At 72.7% G+C, this 17811-nt stretch carries 13 protein-coding genes; 9 read left to right on the plus strand and 4 right to left on the minus strand.

What is annotated here, in order from left to right; genetic code table 11:
* Positions 1-46: 46 nt before the first annotated feature.
* The 4 genes from AB0927_RS05165 to AB0927_RS05180 form a co-directional block, all read right to left on the minus strand.
* Positions 47-2398 (minus strand): DUF3488 and transglutaminase-like domain-containing protein, encoded by a 2352-nt coding sequence (locus AB0927_RS05165; protein WP_366666154.1) that lies wholly within the window; start codon positions 2396-2398, stop codon positions 47-49.
* Entirely contained in the window at positions 2395-3756 is a 1362-nt protein-coding gene (locus AB0927_RS05170) for a DUF58 domain-containing protein (RefSeq protein ID WP_366666155.1), read from the minus strand. The genes AB0927_RS05165 and AB0927_RS05170 overlap by 4 nt, the downstream gene beginning before the upstream one ends.
* Positions 3756-4796 carry a MoxR family ATPase gene (locus AB0927_RS05175; protein WP_366666156.1) on the minus strand — a complete coding sequence of 347 codons (1041 nt, stop codon included), beginning with the start codon at positions 4794-4796 and terminating at the stop codon, positions 3756-3758. Before AB0927_RS05175 ends, AB0927_RS05170 begins: the two co-directional genes overlap by 1 nt.
* A gap of 269 nt (positions 4797-5065) precedes the next feature.
* Positions 5066-5614, minus strand: a complete 549-nt coding sequence (locus tag AB0927_RS05180) for a carbonic anhydrase (protein WP_366666157.1) — start codon at positions 5612-5614, stop codon at positions 5066-5068.
* Positions 5615-6027: 413 nt separating this feature from the next.
* Between AB0927_RS05180 and rsmH the strand changes: the two genes are divergently transcribed.
* The 9 genes from rsmH to murG all read left to right on the plus strand — a co-directional run bounded on the left by rsmH (position 6028) and on the right by murG (position 17794).
* The gene (gene rsmH, locus AB0927_RS05185) at positions 6028-6984 is read left to right on the plus strand and encodes a 16S rRNA (cytosine(1402)-N(4))-methyltransferase RsmH (protein WP_366666158.1); all 957 of its coding nucleotides are present in this window, start codon (positions 6028-6030) and stop codon (positions 6982-6984) included.
* A gap of 102 nt (positions 6985-7086) precedes the next feature.
* Entirely contained in the window at positions 7087-7674 is a 588-nt protein-coding gene (locus AB0927_RS05190) for a septum formation initiator family protein (protein WP_366666159.1), read from the plus strand.
* Between the two features lie 5 nt (positions 7675-7679).
* Positions 7680-9632: a penicillin-binding protein 2 gene (locus tag AB0927_RS05195; protein WP_366666160.1), complete on the plus strand. Its 1953-nt coding sequence runs from the start codon at positions 7680-7682 to the stop codon at positions 9630-9632.
* A 217-nt stretch (positions 9633-9849) separates the two neighbouring features.
* Positions 9850-11370, plus strand: coding sequence for a UDP-N-acetylmuramoyl-L-alanyl-D-glutamate--2,6-diaminopimelate ligase (locus AB0927_RS05200; protein ID WP_366666161.1), 1521 nt, complete (start codon positions 9850-9852; stop codon positions 11368-11370).
* Between the two features lie 4 nt (positions 11371-11374).
* The gene (murF, locus tag AB0927_RS05205; RefSeq protein WP_366666162.1) at positions 11375-12781 is read left to right on the plus strand and encodes a UDP-N-acetylmuramoyl-tripeptide--D-alanyl-D-alanine ligase; all 1407 of its coding nucleotides are present in this window, start codon (positions 11375-11377) and stop codon (positions 12779-12781) included.
* Positions 12778-13851, plus strand: coding sequence for a phospho-N-acetylmuramoyl-pentapeptide-transferase (mraY, locus tag AB0927_RS05210; RefSeq protein ID WP_366666163.1), 1074 nt, complete (start codon positions 12778-12780; stop codon positions 13849-13851). The genes murF and mraY overlap by 4 nt, the downstream gene beginning before the upstream one ends.
* Positions 13833-15269 (plus strand): UDP-N-acetylmuramoyl-L-alanine--D-glutamate ligase, encoded by a 1437-nt coding sequence (gene murD / locus AB0927_RS05215; protein WP_366666164.1) that lies wholly within the window; start codon positions 13833-13835, stop codon positions 15267-15269. The genes mraY and murD overlap by 19 nt, the downstream gene beginning before the upstream one ends.
* A gap of 68 nt (positions 15270-15337) precedes the next feature.
* Positions 15338-16699 (plus strand): putative lipid II flippase FtsW, encoded by a 1362-nt coding sequence (ftsW, locus tag AB0927_RS05220; RefSeq protein WP_366666165.1) that lies wholly within the window; start codon positions 15338-15340, stop codon positions 16697-16699.
* A gap of 6 nt (positions 16700-16705) precedes the next feature.
* Entirely contained in the window at positions 16706-17794 is a 1089-nt protein-coding gene (gene murG / locus AB0927_RS05225; protein ID WP_366666166.1) for an undecaprenyldiphospho-muramoylpentapeptide beta-N-acetylglucosaminyltransferase, read from the plus strand.
* Positions 17795-17811 lie beyond the last annotated feature (17 nt).

A 17811-nucleotide genomic window follows, 5' to 3' on the forward strand; every position in this document is an offset into this window, starting at 1 on the left:
GTCCGGCCCTGTGCCCGGCCGGCCGCCCACCGGCGGCCCGCCCCGGTCAGCGGGCCGAGGGGCGGGGCCGTGGTGCCGTCGCCCGGGCGCGCAGCGCCGACCAGCGGGCCGAGGCCGTCCACAGGACCTGTACCGCCGAGCGCGGCAGGAAGCGGGCCCGCAGGCGAGACGCGCGGGAGGCCGTGCCGTGCAGCGCGCCCGTGGCCCGGCGGACGTCGTCGGCCACTCCCGGGGCAGGGCGGGGGTGCGGCGCGTACAGGACCTGCTCCAGGGCGTCGGCGACGCGGTGGACCGCGGCGCCGGCCGGCCGGTCGAGGCGGCCCAGGCGGATGATCCGGTCGGCCGCGCCCCGCGGGGTCAGCGACTCGTCCGGCGGAATCCCCAGGTCCCACGCGCTGTCGGTCAGCTCCTGCCACGCGGCCAGCGCCTGCGCCGCCGCCCCCGCGTCGGTGCGGGCGTGCCCGCCGAGCCGTACCGACCGCATCCGGGCCCGCCACAGCAGCGGCGAGAGCGGAACGGCCAGCACCACCAGCGCGGCCAGAGCGATCAGCGCGAACCACCACGGGCCCCGGCCGCCGCCCCCGGCCGGAACCGCCGCCGCCGACGGGGTGTCGCACACCTCCGGCTTGCAGTGGTCACCCGCCGAAGGGGCGGCCGACGGGTTCGCGGAGCCGTGCCGGGACGGCAGCGACTGGTCCGGCTGCGAGGTGCCCGGCGTGACCGACTGGGTGTACGACGGCACCACGCCCCGCGTCGGCGTCGGCTCGAAACGCGTCCAGCCCACGCCCTGGAAGTACAGCTCCGGCCAGGCGTGCGCGTCCTTCAGGCTCACCGCCACCGAGCCGTCCGGCTGCGGGGTGCCGGGCGCGAAGCCCACCGCGACCCGGGCCGGGATGCCGAGGGTGCGGGCCATCGCCGCCATCGCGAAGGAGAAGTGGACGCAGAACCCCTGCTTCTTGCGCAGGAAGTTCGCGATGGCGTCGGGACCGCTGCCCACCGCCACCTGCGTGTCGTACTCGAAGCCGCCGTCGGTGGAGAACCAGTCCTGGAGCCGGACGGCCTCCTCGTAGTGGTTCTTCGCGCCCGCCGTGACCTCCCGGGCGGTCCGCGCCACCACGTCGGGCAACTGGTCCGGCACCTTGGTGTACGCGCGCCGCAGTTCGTCCGGCGGCTCGGGCGCGGACGCCAGCTGCTCCGCGGTCGGCCGCACGTCGAGGCTGGACACCTGGTACGTCCGGCCGCGGGTGGTCTGGCCGTGGTCGCCCACCAGCGTCATGCCGACCGGTTCGTACCGCCAGCTGCCGCCGATTTCCACCTTGCTCGGCGGATAGGGCATCGGCAGCCAGTCCTGGGCGTACCAGTCGGCTGCCTTGACGGTGGTCCGCAGGGTGTCGCGCCGGACGTCCGGGCGCAGCCCGGCCGGCGCCGGGAAGGTGTCCGGCACGCCGACGACGTGCCGCTGAGCCGGCTTCCAGGTGGTGCCGTCGAAGTCGTCCAGGGAGACGATGCGCAGGTACAGGTCCGAGATGTCGGTGGTGCTGGTGCGCACGGACAGCACCGTGCGGTCGTCGGTGGTGTTCACGCTGTCGCGCAGCGAGACCAGCGGGTTGACCGCGGAGATGGTGCCGCCGCGGCCGGAGCCCGTGCCCGCCCCGGTGCCGCCCTCGGCCAGCAGGCCGTCCTGCATCGCGGGCAGCGCGAGCGGCACCAGCAGGGCCACCCCGAGGGCGACCGCGCCGATCCGGCGCCCGGAGCGCACCGGGGTGACGGTGCCGCCCTCCCCGCCGCCCTGGGCGCGGGGCACGGCACCGAAGACGCGGCCCCACTGGGCGAGCCGGTCCCGGCCCTCGGCGAGCAGCAGCATCAGATAGCCGCCCGCCGCCACCAGGAACCACAGCCAGTCAGGACCGCCCTGGGACAGCCCGGCGGCCACCGAGTACAGCGCGAGCAGCGGCAGTCCCGCCGGGGCGGCGCTGCGGAAGGTCACCGCGAGGGTGTCCACCAGCAGCCCGATCACCAGCGCGCCGCCGATCAGCATCAGCCGGATGCCGTCGGTGAGCGGTGCCGGTATCGCGTACTGGCTCACGTCCTGCGAACCCTGCCGCAGCAGCTCGGCGAAGTACCGGAAGGTCTCCGGGCCGGGGATCAGCCCGGCGATCGCGTGCCCACGGGCGAAGACCACGGTGAGCAGCAGCAGCGTGGTCACGGCCTGCGCGGCCACGGTCAGCGGCCGGGCGAGCGGCACCCGCCGCGCCACCGCGCCCACACCGCTCTGCACGACCACCAGCGGCAGCAGCTCCAGCAGCCAGGACGGCCCGTTCACCAGCGGCAGCAGCGCACACGACGCCATCAACGTGGCCGCCGCCGCGCACAACGCCAGCCGTGCCCGCCCGCTCATCCGCGTGCCTCCCCCGTCACCGCCGCCAGGCCCGACCGCTCCCGGTCCGCCTGGTGCCACAGTTCGTCGAGGGCGGCACCGCGCGGCACGCTCAGCGCCGTCCAGCCCGCCTCGCGCAGCATGTGGAGCCGGTCCGTGTGCGGATCGTCGGAGCGCGGGGGCTCGGACGGGTCGCGGGTCCAGGCGGCCGGGTCCAGCACGAAGGCGAGGGCGCCGCCGCTGCGCCGGCTCATCCCGGCGACCGTGGTGGCCTGTTCCTCGTCCAGGTCGCCGAGGAAGGCGATCAGCAGGCCCTCGCCGCCGCCGCGCAGCGCGTCGTAGGCCCGGGAGAGGTCCTCGCCGCTCGAATGGTCGATCACCGCGAGCGTGTCCAGGATCAGCCCGGCCGCGTCCGCCGCCTCCTGGCCGCCACCCGCGAAGCCGTCGGCGCTCTCGCCGGGCACCGCGCTGCCGGTGTCCGTCAGCAGCCGTACCGAGAAGCCGCGTTCGAGCATGTGCACCAGCGCGGAGGCGGCGCCGGAGACGGCCCACTCGAAGGCCGAGTCGGGACCCGCGCCCTCGTAGGCACCGCCGCGGGTGTCCAGCAGCACGGTGCAGCGGGCGCGCCGGGGCTGTTCCTCGCGGCGCACCATCAGCTCGCCGTAGCGCGCGGTGGACCGCCAGTGCACGCGTCGCAGATCGTCGCCGTACCGGTACCCGCGCGGGATCACGTCGTCCTCGCCCGCCAGGGCCAGCGCGCGCCGGCGTCCGTCGCCGTAGCCGCCGGCCTCGCCGGTGAACCGGGCCGGGGCGAGCGGTGTCACCCGGGGGATGACGGTGAGGGTGTCGGACGCCGCGAAGGAGCGGGTCAGTTCGCACATCCCGAAGGGGTCGGTGAGCCGCAACTGGAGCGGGCCGAGCGGATAGCGGCCGCGCAGGTCCGAGCGGACCCGGTAGGACACCTCGCGGTGGCCGCCCGGCTCCACCCGGTCCAGCACGAACCGGGGCCGGGGCCCGAGCACGTAGGGCACCCGGTCCTGGAGCATCAGCAGCCCGGTGGGCAGCCGGGAGACGTTGTCCATCCGCAGCCGGACCCGCGCCTCGCCGCCGGCCGGAACGCGCGCGGGGGAGAGCCCCCGGGTGCCGGACACCCGGTAGCGGGTGCGGTAGAGCACGGTCGCGCAGACCAGTGGCAGCGCGGCCAGCAGCAGGCCGACCCGCAGCAGTTCGCTCTGGCCCAGCACGTAGGCGCAGATCGCGGCGGCGATCCCGGCCGCCAGGAAGGAGCGGCCACGGGTGGTCAGACCGGCCAGCGCGGTGCGGATCCCGCCGCCCTCCCCCTGCTCCGCCTCCGCCCGCTCCGACCCCCCGGCGCTCATCACAGACCCCGCGGGGGCTGCTGGGGATAGGCCGGGACGCCGCGGCCGACGCCGTCGAGCCCGCCGCGCGGGCCCGGAGCCGCGGGCACCGGGGTGCGCTGGAGGATCTCCTGCACCACCTGCTCCGCGCTGCGGCGGTTCAGTTGGGCCTGGGCGGTGGGCAGCAGCCGGTGCGCGAGAACGGCCACGGCGAGTTCCTGGACGTCGTCCGGCAGCGCGTACTCCCGGCCGGCCAGCGCCGCGGACGCCTTGGCCGCGCGCAGCAGATGCAGGGTGGCGCGCGGCGAGGCACCGAGCCTGAGGTCGGGATGGGCGCGGGTGGCGGCGACCAGTTCCACCGCGTAGCGCCGCACCGGTTCGGCGACGTGCACCCCGCGCACCGCGTCGATCAGCTTCACGATCTCGTCCGCGTGCGCCACCGGCTGGAGGTCGTCCAGCGGGTTGGCCCCGCCGTGCACGTCCAGCATCTGCAGCTCGGCCTCCACGCTCGGGTAGCCGACGGAGACGCGGGCCATGAAACGGTCGCGCTGGGCCTCGGGCAGCGGGTAGGTGCCCTCCATCTCGACCGGGTTCTGGGTGGCCACCACCATGAAGGGGCTGGGCAGTTCATAGGTCTGCCCGTCGATGGTGACCTGGCGCTCCTCCATGGACTCCAGCAGCGCCGACTGGGTCTTGGGCGAGGCGCGGTTGATCTCGTCGCCGATCACGATCTGCGCGAAGACCGCGCCCGGCTTGAACTCGAAGTCCCGGCGCTGCTGGTCCCAGATGGAGACGCCGGTGATGTCCGAGGGCAGCAGGTCGGGCGTGAACTGGATGCGCCGCACCGAGCAGTCGATGGACCGCGCCAGCGCCTTGGCGAGCATCGTCTTGCCCACGCCCGGGACGTCCTCGATCAGCAGATGGCCCTCGGCGAGCAGCACGGTCAGCGCGAGCCGTACGATCTCGGGCTTGCCCTCGATCACGCCCTCCACCGAACCGCGCACCCGCTCCACCGTGGCGCTCAGCTCGCTGAGGTTCCCTCGATCGTCATAGGTCGTCACCCGGCCCTCCTCGGCCCGTTCTTCCAGGGCCGGCGCGCTTGATCGCGGCCGGCCCACCCCGAAACACGGACACCACGCGAAAATGGTTCCGCGTGATGTCGCACACCGCATTCTTGCTGCCGTTACCGATTCGTGTCACCGCCTGTGGACAACTGCCCGCACGATGTCGGTCGTACGGCCCTTTCGGCCAGGCTTTCGATATGTTTCGGTGCGGATTGCGTCGGGGCGGACGTCGGAACGGAATGTGCCCGGGGTGGCCGGGGCGCTGGTCAGGCCGGGTCGACCTCGCGCAGCGCGCCGGTGCGCACGTCGAAGACGAAGCCGCGCACGTCGTCGGTGCTCAGCAGGAACGGCGAGGTGCGCACCCGCTGCATCGACTGCCGTACGTCCTGGTCGACGTCCCGGAAGGACTCCACCGCCCACGCCGGGCGCTGGCCGACCTCCATCTCCAGGTCGTGCCGGAACTCCTCGGTGATGGTCTCCATGCCGCAGCCGGTGTGGTGGATGAGCACGACGCTGCGCGTGCCCAGCGCCCGCTGGCTGATGGTCAGGGAGCGGATCACGTCGTCGGTGACGACGCCACCGGCGTTGCGGATGGTGTGACAGTCGCCGAGTTCGAGACCGAGGGCGGCGTGCAGGTCGAGACGGGCGTCCATGCACGCCACGACGGCGACCTTCAGGACGGGGCGGGCGTCCATGCCGGGATCGGTGAACTCGGCGGCGTACCGCTGGTTGGCCTCCACCAGGCGGTCGGTCACAGCGCCGCGACCGCTTATGGCGCCTTCGGATCCAGTGGGAACTGCTGCGGAAGTCGTCATACTCAAGACGTTACTGGTCACCCGCGGACGGGGCCCGCTGTGAGAGCGGACAAAGAACGTCATCGTGGCTTGTTGTGAGCTACCCCATACGGAGGGCAAACGTGGGCCGGAAGGGTGAATCCCGTCGAAAGAGGGCGCCCGCCGGGAGGCGGTGCGCGACGCGCAGGCCGGTTGATTGACGGCGAGACACCGTGGACTAAAGTGACGCGAAGCGGGAGGCGCGGCTCTCCCTGCTGAAACCCCGGAGACCCGGCACCCGCCCGGACCGTCTCCCCGCGTGCGCGGCGCGTACGTACGGCTCGGCCTCCTCCCGCTCCCGGTCGGCTGACGCTTCCGGCGCCGGCCGCCCCCCTGCTCACGAGCTGGCGGGGGCCCGCGGTGCGCACGGCGCCTCGCCGGAATGAGAGGCCCCCTTGAGCCAGAGTCGACACGTCCCGGTGATGCTCCAGCGGTGCCTGGACCTGCTGGCGCCCGCCCTGGAGCGCCCGGGAGCGGTGGTCGTCGACTGCACCCTCGGCCTCGGCGGTCACAGCGAGGCGCTGCTGGCCCGGTTCCCCGAGGCCCGCCTGATCGGCCTCGACCGGGACAAGGAGGCGTTGCGCCTGTCCGGGGAGCGGCTGGCACCCTTCGGCGAGCGGGCCACCCTGGTGCACGCCGTCTACGACGAGCTGCCCGGCGTCCTGGAGCGGCTGGGCGTCCCGCGCGTCCAGGGCGTCCTGTTCGACCTCGGCGTCTCCTCCATGCAACTGGACGAGGCCGACCGCGGCTTCGCCTACGCCCAGGACGCGCCGCTCGACATGCGCATGGACCAGACGACCGGCATCAGCGCCGCCGAGGTCCTCAACACCTACCCGGCGGGCGAACTGGTGCGCATCCTGCGCGCGTACGGCGAGGAGAAGCAGGCCAAGCGGATCGTCTCGGCGATCGTGCGCGAGCGCGAGAAGGAGCCGTTCGACAACAGCGCCCGCCTGGTGGAGCTGATCCGCGACTCCCTGCCGCAGGCCGCCAAGCGCACCGGCGGCAACCCGGCCAAGCGGACCTTCCAGGCGCTGCGCATCGAGGTCAACGGAGAGCTGTCGGTCCTGGAGCGGGCGATCCCGGCCGCCGTGAAGGCCCTCGCCGTCGGCGGGCGGGTCGCCGTGCTGTCGTACCACTCGCTGGAGGACCGGCTGGTCAAACAGGTGTTCGCGGCCGGCGCGGCGAACACCGCGCCGCCCGGACTGCCGGTGGTGCCCGAGCAGTACCAGCCGCGACTCAAGCTGCTCACCCGCGGTGCCGAACTTCCCACCGAGGAAGAGGTGGCCGAGAACCGCCGGGCCGCGCCCGCCAGGCTGCGGGGGGCCGAGCGCATCAGGGAGGACGCCGAGTGAGCCGGACGGGTGGGCTGGTCTCCGGGACATCGGTTGCCGGGACATCGGTTCTTGGAGCGTCGGTTTCCGGAACGTCGGTTTCCGGCCCCCACGGGGGGAGCGGTGCCTAGGAAACCCGAGCTGAGGGGCAGGGCCGCCCGGCTCGCCCGGCTCTTCCCGGCCGGCCGGGCCAAGGCGGCCCGCACCCCGTTCGTCCTCCTCGTCGTCCTGCTCCTGGGCGGCGGCCTCATCGGGCTCCTGGTGCTGAACTCCGCGCTGAGCGAGGGCTCCTTCAAACTCGCCGACCTGCAGAAGCAGACCAAGAACCTCACCGACGAACAACAGGCCCTCCAGCGGGACATCGACGCCTACTCGTCCCCCGACGCCCTCCAGCGCCGGGCCCGTGAACTCGGCATGGTCCCCGGCGGCGACCCCGCCTTCCTCGACCCGAACGGCACCGTCAAGGGCGTACCCGGCGCCGCCACCCCCGAGGCCGCCGCCCTGGACGAGCCGTCCGCCCCCGACTCCCTGGCCCTCACCCCGCCGCCCGGCCTCCCGGCCGACTCCGCCACGGCGCCCGGGTCGCAGGACCCCGCCCCGGCCGGGCCCCCCGGCACCGCCCCCGCGCTCCCGGCCCCCGCCACGACCGCCCCGCCGGTCCCCGGCCCCACCACCGCCCAGTCCGCTCCCACCCCGACCCCCGGCAGGTGACGGAAGTGTCCGACAGGGAACCCCCGCGCCGCCGCGTACCCCGGCCCGCGAAACCGTCGCGGCCGCAGGGCGCCGCGCGCCGGCAGCCCGGCCCCGGCGCCCGCCCGGTCCGGCGCCCGAGCGCGGGCCGGGTGCCCGCCCAGCGCCCGCTCCGGCTCGGCAGCCCCCGGCCCCGGCTGCGCCTGGTCGGCTTCGCCCTCGGCCTGGTGCTGCTCACCTTCGTGGTGCGGCTGCTCCAGGTGCAGGTCGTGAACGCCGGTGCGTACGCCGCGAAGGCCGAGGTCAACCGGTACGTCGTCCACACGCTGGCCGCCGAACGCGGCGGCATCACCGACCGCAACGGAGTGGCCCTCGCCGTCAGCGAGGACGCCTACGACATCACGGCCGACCCGACGATGTTCGCCCCCAAGGAGCTGAAGATCGCCGACGGTCCCGAGCGGGCCGCCGCGCTGCTCGCGCCCATCCTCGGCCAGGACCAGGCCGCCCTGGCGAAGAAGCTGCGGCCCGCCGACAAGAACTCCCGCTACGCCCGGCTCGCCACCCGGCAGACCCCCCAGGTCTGGAAGCAGATCAAGGACCTGAAGTCGGCCCTCGCCCAGAAGTCCGGCACCGCCAACGTCCTCGCCGGGGTCTTCGCCGACCCCAGCAGCCAGCGCGTGTACCCCAACGGCGACCTCGCCGCCGGGATACTGGGCTGGGTGAACGCCGACGGCCAGGGCGGCGGCGGCATCGAGCAGATGCTGGAGAAGCAGCTCGCCGGGAAGAACGGCAAGATCCGCTACGCCCAGTCCGGCGGCCGCGAGGTGCCCACCGCGGGCTCCGCCGAGACGCCCGCCGTGCCCGGCTCGGACGTCGAGCTGACCATCGACCGCGACATCCAGTGGGCGGCCCAGAACGCGATCACCGAGCAGGTGAAGAAGTCCAAGGCCGACCGCGGCTACGTCGTCGTCCAGGACACCCGCACCGGCCAGATCCTGGCCATGGCCAACGCGCCGGGGTTCGATCCCAACGACCTCTCCAAGGCGGACCCGGCCGCCCTGGGCAACGCGGCCCTCCAGGACGCCTACGAACCCGGCTCCACCGCCAAGGTGATGTCCATGGCCGCCGTCCTCCAGGAGAACGCGGCGACCCCGCTCACCCACGTCGTCGTACCCAACCGGCTGCACCGCGGGGACCGGCTCTTCCAGGACGACGTCGACCACAAGACCTGGGACCTCACGCTCAACGGCGTGCTCGCCAGGTCCAGCAACATCGGCACCATCCTCGCCACCGGCCAGCTCGGCAAGACGCAGCCGGAGGCCAACAAGGTCCTCTACTCCTATCTGCGCAAGTTCGGCATCGGCGGCTACACCGGGCTGCACTTCCCCGGCGAGACCCCCGGCATCCTCGCCCCTGCGCAGAAGTGGTCCACCTCGCAGCAGTACACGATCCCTTTCGGCCAGGGTTTCTCCCTCAACGCCGTCCAGGCCGCCTCCGTGTACTCGACCATCGCCAACGGCGGCGTCCGGATCCAGCCGACCCTGATCCGCGGCACCAAGGGACCCGACGGACGGTTCACCCCCGCGCAGAAGCCCGAGGAGACGAGGGTAGTCAGCGCGAAGACCGCCAAGTCGGTCGCCGAGATGCTGGAGTCCGTGGTGGACGACGAACACGGCACCGGCATCTCGGCGCGCATCCCCGGCTACAACGTCGCCGGCAAGACCGGCACCGCCAACCGAGTGGATCCGGCCACCGGGAGGTACCGCGGCTACACCTCGTCCTTCGCCGGTTTCGCTCCCGCGGACAAGCCCCGCGTCACGGTCTACTGCGCCATCCAGAACGCCACCTCAGGCGGCTACTTCGGCGGCCAGATCTGCGGGCCCATCTACAAGAAGGTCATGGAGTTCGCCCTGAAGACCCTCCAGGTCCCGCCCACCGGCGCGCCGCCCGCCGATCTGCCGGTCGACTACAAGCCCTGACCAGCACCGAAAGCACAGGATCCAGCCAGTGACAACGATCACCCCGGGACCCGGGGACCACGCGGCCCCCGAGCCCTCGCCGGGCCGTCTCGCGTCGGCGCCCGCGCCGGACGGCGCTGCGCACGGGCCCCTTTTTAGCCCCGAAGCGGGTGCGCCCGGTACGCTCACCGCCGTGCCACACGCTGATCAGTCCCAAACCACCCAGAAGGGCGCTTCCGTGACATATCCGGGACCGCCGCGACCGGTCCACGTCTCCGCCACACCCCTCGCGGAGCTGGCCGATCAGCTGGGTGCCGCCGCCCCGGACGCCACCGCCGAGATCACCGGGATCACCCACGACTCGCGCGCCGTCCGCCCCGGCGACCTGTACGCCGCCCTGCCGGGCGCCCGCCTGCACGGCGCCGACTTCGTCACCCAGGCCGCCGGCCTCGGCGCGACCGCCGTGCTCACCGACCCGACCGGTGCCGAGCGCGCCGCCGCGACCGGACTGCCGGTCCTGGTGGTGCCCGACCCGCGGGCCCGGATGGGCGAACTGGCGGCCACCATCTACGGCCACCCGGGCCGCGGCCTGCTCCAGATCGGCATCACCGGCACCTCCGGCAAGACCACCACGGCCTACCTGGTCGAGGGCGGCCTCAGGACCGCGAAGTCCACCGGTCTCATCGGCACCGTCGAGATGCGGATCGGCGACGAGCGCATCAAGTCCGAGCGCACCACCCCCGAAGCCACCGACCTCCAGGCCCTGTTCGCCGTCATGCGCGAACGCGGCGTCGAGGCGGTCGCCATGGAGGTCTCCAGCCACGCCCTGGTCCTCGGCCGGGTCGACGGCTGCGTCTTCGACATCGCTGTCTTCACCAACCTCAGCCCGGAACACATGGAGTTCCACTCCGACATGGAGGACTACTTCCGGGCCAAGGCACAGCTCTTCACGCCGAAACGCAGCAGGCTCGGCGTCGTCAACGTGGACGACGAGTACGGCCGCCGGCTCGCCGCCGAGGCCACCGTGCCCGTCGTCACCTTCTCCGCCGAGGGCCACCCCGACGCCGACTGGCGCGCCGAGCACGTCCAGGTCGGGCCGCTGGACTCGACGTTCACGGTGCTCGGCCCGGGCGGCGAGCGGGTGCAGGCCAGGTCGCCGCTCGCCGGACCCTTCAACGTGGCGAACACCCTCGCCGCCGTCGTCGCCCTCGCCGTGGCCGGCCTCGACCCCCAGGCCGCCGCCGACGGCATCGCCGCCGTGCCGGGCGTGCCGGGCCGCCTGGAGCGCGTCGACGCCGGGCAGCCCTACCTCGCGGTCGTGGACTACGCCCACAAGACCGACGCGGTCGAGTCGGTGCTCAAGGCGCTGCGCAAGGTCACCAAGGGCCGGCTGCACATCGTCCTGGGCTGCGGCGGCGACCGCGACCAGACCAAGCGCGCCCCGATGGGCGCCGCCGCCGCCCGGCTCGCCGACACGGCCGTACTGACATCGGACAACCCCCGCTCCGAGGACCCGCTCGCGATCCTCGCGACCATGCTCCAGGGCGCGGCCTCCGTGCCCGCGCACGAGCGCGGCGACGTACTCCTCTTCGAGGAGCGGGCCGCCGCCATCGCCGCCGCCGTGGGCCGTGCCCAGGCCGGCGACACCGTGCTGGTCGCGGGCAAGGGCCACGAGCAGGGCCAGGACATCGCCGGTGTGGTCCGTCCCTTCGACGACCGCCAGGTGCTTCGCGAAGCTATCCAGAAGACCCAGGGATGAACTTGTGATCGCCCTCTCCCTCGCCGAGATCGCAGCTGTCGTCGGCGGGCAGACGCACGACATACCGGATCCGTCCGCGCAGGTCACCGGACCGGTCGTCCGGGACTCCCGGGAGGTGGTGCCCGGCAGCCTGTTCGCCGCCTTCGTCGGCGAGCGCGTGGACGGTCACGACTTCGCACCGCAGGTCGTCGAGGCGGGCGCGGTCGCCGTACTGGCGTCGCGCCCGGTCGGCGTGCCCGCGATCGTGGTCGAGGACGTCCAGAGCGCCCTCGGCGCCCTCGCCCGGCACGTCGTCGCCCGGCTCGGCGCGACCCTCGTCGCCCTGACCGGCTCGGCGGGCAAGACCAGCACCAAGGACCTCATCGCCCAGGTGCTGAGCAGCAAGGCGCCGACGGTGTACACGCCGGGTTCGTTCAACAACGAGATCGGGCTGCCGCTGACCGCCCTGACCGCGACCGAGGAAACCCGTTTCCTGGTCCTGGAGATGGGCGCCCGAGGCATCGGCCACATCCGCTACCTCACCGGCCTCACCCCGCCGCGGATCGGCGTCGTCCTCAACGTCGGCACCGCCCACATCGGCGAGTTCGGCGGCCGTGAGCAGATCGCCCAGGCCAAGGGCGAGATCATCGAGGGGCTGCCCGAGGACGGCGCGGCCGTCCTCAACGCCGACGACCCGCTGGTGCGCGCCATGGCACCGCGTACCAAGGCGAAGGTGGTCCTTTTCGGAGAGTCGGCCGAAGCGGACGTACGTGCCGAGAACGTGCGACTCACGGACACCGGACAGCCTTCCTTCAGGCTTCACACACCCTCCGGTGCATCTGATGTGACCATGCGCCTGTACGGTGAGCATCACGTGTCGAACGCGCTCGCCGCGGCCGCCGTCGCCCATGAGCTGGGCATGTCCGCGGAAGAGATCGCCACCGCGCTCTCCGGGGCGGGCTCCCTCTCCCGCTGGCGCATGGAGGTCACCGAGCGCCCGGACGGCGTGACCATCGTCAACGACGCCTACAACGCCAACCCCGAGTCCATGCGGGCCGCCCTCCGGGCGCTCGTGGCGATGGGCAAGGGGCGGCGCACGTGGGCCGTGCTCGGCAAGATGGCCGAGCTGGGGGACGAGGCGCTCGCCGAGCACGACGCCGTCGGACGGCTCGCCGTCCGGCTCAACGTCAGCAAGCTCGTCGCCGTCGGGGGGATTGAGGCCTCCTGGCTGCAACTGGGCGCATATAACGAGGGTTCGTGGGGTGAGGAGTCGGTGCACGTGTCCGACGCACAGGCGGCGATCGACCTGTTGCGCAGCGAGTTGCGCCCGGGGGACGTCGTCCTCGTGAAGGCGTCCCGGTCGGTGGGGCTCGAAGGTGTCGCCGCGGCGCTGCTGGAGAGCGGTGCCGAGGGTGAGGTTGCCGCCCGATGATGAACCAGATCCTGTTCTCGGGTGTCATCGGCCTCTTCCTCACCCTGGTGGGCACCCCGCTGCTGATCAAGCTGCTGGCCCGCAAGGGCTACGGCCAGTTCATCCGTGACGACGGCCCGCGCGAGCACCTCAGCAAGCGCGGTACGCCGACCATGGGTGGTATCGCCTTCATCTTCGCCACGGTCGCCGCGTACTTCCTGTCCAAGGTGATCACCGGCAAGCCGCCGACGTTCTCCGGTCTGCTGGTGCTCGGCCTGATGGTCGGCATGGGCCTGGTCGGCTTCCTGGACGACTACATCAAGATCGTCAAGCGGCGGTCGCTGGGTCTGCGGGCCAAGGCGAAGATGGCCGGCCAGCTGATCGTCGGCATCGCCTTCGCCGTGCTGGCGCTGATGTTCCCCGACGCCCGCGGCAACAGCCCGGCCTCCACCAAGCTGTCGTTCATCACGGACTTCGGCTGGTCGATCGGCCCGGTGCTGTTCGTGATCTGGGCGCTGTTCATGATCCTCGCGATGTCGAACGGCGTGAACCTGACCGACGGTCTGGACGGCCTCGCCACCGGCGCCTCCGTCCTCGTCTTCGGCGCCTACACCTTCATCGGCGTCTGGCAGTACCAGGAGTCCTGCGCCAACGCGCAGACCCTGACCAACCCGGCCGCCTGTTACGAGGTGCGCGACCCGCTCGACCTCGCCGTGGTCGCCTCCGCGCTGATGGGCGCCTGCCTGGGCTTCCTGTGGTGGAACACCTCGCCGGCGAAGATCTTCATGGGCGACACCGGCTCGCTCGCCCTCGGCGGTGTCCTCACCGGCCTGGCCATCCTCTCCCGCACGGAGCTGCTGGTGGCCATCATGGGCGGCCTGTTCGTCCTCATCACCATGTCGGTCGTCATCCAGGTCGGCTCCTTCCGGCTCACCGGCAAGCGCGTCTTCCGGATGGCACCACTCCAGCACCACTTCGAACTCAAGGGCTGGTCCGAGGTCCTGGTCGTGGTCCGCTTCTGGATCATCCAAGGCATCTGTGTGATCGTCGGACTGGGCCTCTTCTACGCGGGATGGGCAGCGGAAAAGTGACCACCGGCTCGGCGCCCTTCGACTTCCAGGGCAAGCACGTCACCGTCGCGGGACTCGGCGTCTCCGGCGTCCCGGCGGCCAAGGTGCTGCACGCGCGCGGCGCGATCGTCACGGTCGTCAACGACGGCGACGACGCCCGCGCCCGCGAGCAGGCCGCGGACCTCCGGGCGCTCGGCATCACCGTGCGCCTGGGTGACGGGGCCACCCTCCCGGAGGGCACCGAGCTGATCGTCACCGCCCCCGGCTGGCAGCCCGGCAAGCCGCTCTTCCAGGCGGCCGCCGAGGCGGGCGTGCCGGTCTGGGGCGACGTGGAGCTGGCCTGGCGGCTCAGGGGGCCCGACGCGGCCCCCTGGCTGGCCGTCACCGGCACCAACGGCAAGACCACCACCGTGCGGATGCTCGCCGCCATCCTGGAGGCGGCGGGCCTGCGCACGGCGGCCGTCGGCAACATCGGCGTCTCCCTGCTGGACGCCGTCCTCGGCGAGGAGACGTACGACGTCCTCGCCGTGGAGCTGTCCAGCTACCAGCTGCACTGGGCGCCCTCGCTGCGCGCCCACTCCGCCGCCGTCCTCAACCTCGCGCCCGACCACCTCGACTGGCACGGCTCCATGGAGGCCTACGCCGCCGACAAGGGCCGCATCTACGAGGGCAACCAGATCGCCTGCGTCTACAACGTGGCCGACAAGGCCACCGAGGACCTGGTGCGCGAGGCCGACGTCGAAGAGGGCTGCCGGGCCGTCGGGTTCACCCTCGGCACCCCCGGACCCTCCCAACTCGGCGTCGTGGACGGCATCCTGGTGGACCGTGCCTTCGTCGAGAACCGGCAGAAGAACGCGCAGGAGCTGGCCGAGGTCTCCGACGTCCACCCGCCGGTCCCGCACAACATCGCCAACGCCCTCGCGGCGGCGGCCCTCGCGCGCGCCTTCGGGGTGCCCGCCCAGGCCGTACGGGACGGACTGCGCGCCTTCCGGCCGGACGCCCACCGCATCGAGCACGTCGCCGACCTCGACGGCGTGGCCTACGTGGACGACTCCAAGGCCACCAACACCCATGCCGCGCAGGCCTCGTTGGCGGCGTACGAGTCGATCGTGTGGATCGCGGGCGGCCTCGCCAAGGGCGCGACCTTCGACGAACTCGTCGCCACCTCGGCGAAGCACCTGCGCGCCGTCGTCCTGATCGGCGCCGACCGGGCCCTGATCCGCGAGGCCCTGGCACGACACGCGCCGGAAGTACCCGTGGTCGACCTCGACCGGACCGACACTGGGGCGATGCTCCAGGCGGTGACGGAGGCCAGGCGGCTCGCGGTCGCCGGCGACACGGTGCTCCTCGCTCCGGCCTGCGCCTCCATGGACATGTTCACCAACTACAACCAGCGCGGTGACGCGTTCGCGACGGCGGTCCGCGAACTCCGCGCCTGACCCCGGCCGCCCGCCGGGCGGATCCTGGGAAGGACGCGCGGGGCGGCCGACGTCCAGTGGAGGCGCCGATGCCCAGTAGCCGTACCGGAAAGCCCCCCGTACAGCGGGCGTCCCGGCGTCCCGCCGGCCCCGGCGCCGCGGGCGAGAACCCCCTGCGGCGGCTCGTCATGCGCGCCCGGCGCGCCTGGGACCGCCCGCTGACCGCCTACTACCTGATCGTCGGCGGCAGCATGCTGATCACGGTGCTCGGCCTGGTGATGGTCTACTCGGCCTCCCAGGTCACCGCGCTCCAGATGTCGCTGCCGGGCTCCTACTTCTTCCGCAAGCAGCTGCTGGCCGCCGTGATCGGCGGCGTACTGCTGTTCGCGGCCTCCCGGATGCCGGTGCGGCTGCACCGGGCGCTGGCCTACCCGATCCTCGCCGGCGCCGTCTTCCTGATGGCCCTGGTGCAGGTGCCCGGGATAGGGATGGCGGTCAACGGCAACCAGAACTGGATCGCGCTTGGCGGCTCCTTCCAGATCCAGCCCAGCGAGTTCGGCAAGCTCGCCCTGGTGCTGTGGGGCGCCGACCTGATGGCCCGCAAACAGGAGAAGAAACTGCTGGCCCAGTGGAAGCACATGCTGGTGCCGCTGGTGCCGGCCGCCTTCCTGCTGCTCGGTCTGATCATGCTCGGCGGCGACATGGGAACCGCGATCATTCTCACAGCGATCCTGTTCGGACTGCTGTGGCTCGCGGGCGCCCCGACCCGCCTGTTCGCGGGCGTGCTGTCGGTCGCGGCCGTGATCGGGGTGACCCTGATCGAGACCAGCCCCAACCGGATGGCCCGCCTCGCCTGCATCGGCGCCACCGAGCCGCGCGCCCAGGGCGCCGACTGCTGGCAGGCCGTGCACGGCATCTACGCGCTCGCCTCCGGCGGACTCTTCGGCTCCGGCCTCGGCGCGAGTGTGGAAAAATGGGGCCAACTACCAGAAGCGCACACCGACTTCATCTTCGCGGTCACCGGTGAGGAACTGGGCCTGGCGGGGACACTGTCGGTGCTCGCCCTGTTCGCGGCTCTAGGCTATGCGGGTATCCGCGTGGCCGGACGCACGAAAGACCCCTTCGTGAGGTATGCCGCGGGAGGCGTGACCACCTGGATCGTCGTCCAGGCGGTGATCAACATCGGCGCGGTGCTCGGTCTGCTGCCGATCGCCGGTGTTCCGCTCCCGCTGTTCTCCTACGGAGGATCCGCCCTGCTGCCGACCATGTTCGCCATCGGGCTGCTGATCGCGTTCGCGCGCGACGAGCCCGCTGCGCGGACGGCGCTTGCGCTGCGGCAGCCTCGCTTTGGTAGAAAGCGGGCGGGAGGCTCCGGTGCGGAGCGGGGGCCTCGGAGATGGAACACGATGCGACGGCGTGCCTCGGCGGCGCGTTCGTCCGGAGAGCGGTGAATTTCGGTGCATGTCGTACTCGCCGGTGGAGGGACCGCCGGCCACATCGAGCCCGCGCTCGCCCTCGCGGACGCCCTGCGCAGGCAGGACCCGAGCGTGGGGATCACGGCCCTGGGCACGGAGCGCGGCCTGGAGACCCGGCTCGTCCCGGAGCGCGGCTACGAGCTCGCGCTGATCCCGGCGGTGCCGCTGCCGCGCCGGCCCACCCCCGAGCTGATCACCGTTCCGGGCCGGCTGCGCGGCACCATCAAGGCCGCCGAGCAGATCCTCGAACGCACCAAGGCGGACGCCGTGGCCGGCTTCGGCGGTTATGTCGCGCTGCCCGCCTATCTCGCCGCCAAGCGGCTCGGCGTGCCCATCGTGATCCACGAGGCCAACGCCCGTCCGGGCCTGGCCAACAAGATCGGTTCCCGGTACGCGGCGCAGGTCGCCGTCTCCACGCCGGACAGCAAGCTGCGGGGCGCCCGCTACATCGGCATCCCGCTGCGCCGCTCCATCGCCACGCTGGACCGCGCGGCCGTCCGCCCCGAGGCCCGGCACCGCTTCGGCCTCGACCCCAACCTGCCCACGCTGCTGGTCTCCGGTGGCTCGCAGGGCGCGCGCCGGCTCAACGAGGTCGTCCAGCAGGTCGCTCCGTGGCTCCAGCAGGCCGGCATCCAGATCCTGCACGCGGTCGGCCCGAAGAACGAACTGCCGCAGGTGCACCAGATGCCGGGGATGCCGCCCTACATCCCGGTAAGTTACCTGGACCGGATGGACCTCGCGTACGCCGCGGCCGACATGATGCTCTGCCGCGCCGGCGCGATGACCGTCGCCGAACTCTCCGCCGTCGGGCTCCCGGCCGCCTACGTCCCGCTGCCCATCGGCAACGGCGAACAGCGGCTGAACGCCCAGCCGGTGGTCAAGGCGGGCGGCGGACTCCTCGTGGACGACGCGGAACTGACGCCCGAGTGGGTACAGCAGAACGTGCTGCCCGTGCTCGCCGATCCGCACCGGCTCTACGAGATGTCGCGCTCCGCGAGCGAGTTCGGCCGCCGGGACGCCGACGACCTGCTCGTCGGCATGGTGTACGAGGCCATCGCCTCGCGCCGTTAGGACCGTCTGACGAAAGG

Source organism: Streptomyces sp. NPDC048106 (genome assembly GCF_040706415.1).
Taxonomy (GTDB): Bacteria; Actinomycetota; Actinomycetes; order Streptomycetales; family Streptomycetaceae; genus Streptomyces.

Bases quoted from the DNA above. Each gene is read 5' to 3' on its own strand.
- AB0927_RS05165 (WP_366666154.1), bottom strand. From the start codon at position 2,398: ATGAGCGGGCGGGCACGGCTGGCGTTGTGCGCGGCGGCGGCCACGTTG.
- AB0927_RS05170 (WP_366666155.1), bottom strand. From the start codon at position 3,756: ATGAGCGCCGGGGGGTCGGAGCGGGCGGAGGCGGAGCAGGGGGAGGGC.
- AB0927_RS05180 (WP_366666157.1), bottom strand. From the start codon at position 5,614: ATGACGACTTCCGCAGCAGTTCCCACTGGATCCGAAGGCGCCATAAGC.
- mraY (WP_366666163.1), top strand. From the start codon at position 12,778: ATGATGAACCAGATCCTGTTCTCGGGTGTCATCGGCCTCTTCCTCACC.
- murD (WP_366666164.1), top strand. From the start codon at position 13,833: ATGGGCAGCGGAAAAGTGACCACCGGCTCGGCGCCCTTCGACTTCCAG.
- ftsW (WP_366666165.1), top strand. From the start codon at position 15,338: ATGCCCAGTAGCCGTACCGGAAAGCCCCCCGTACAGCGGGCGTCCCGG.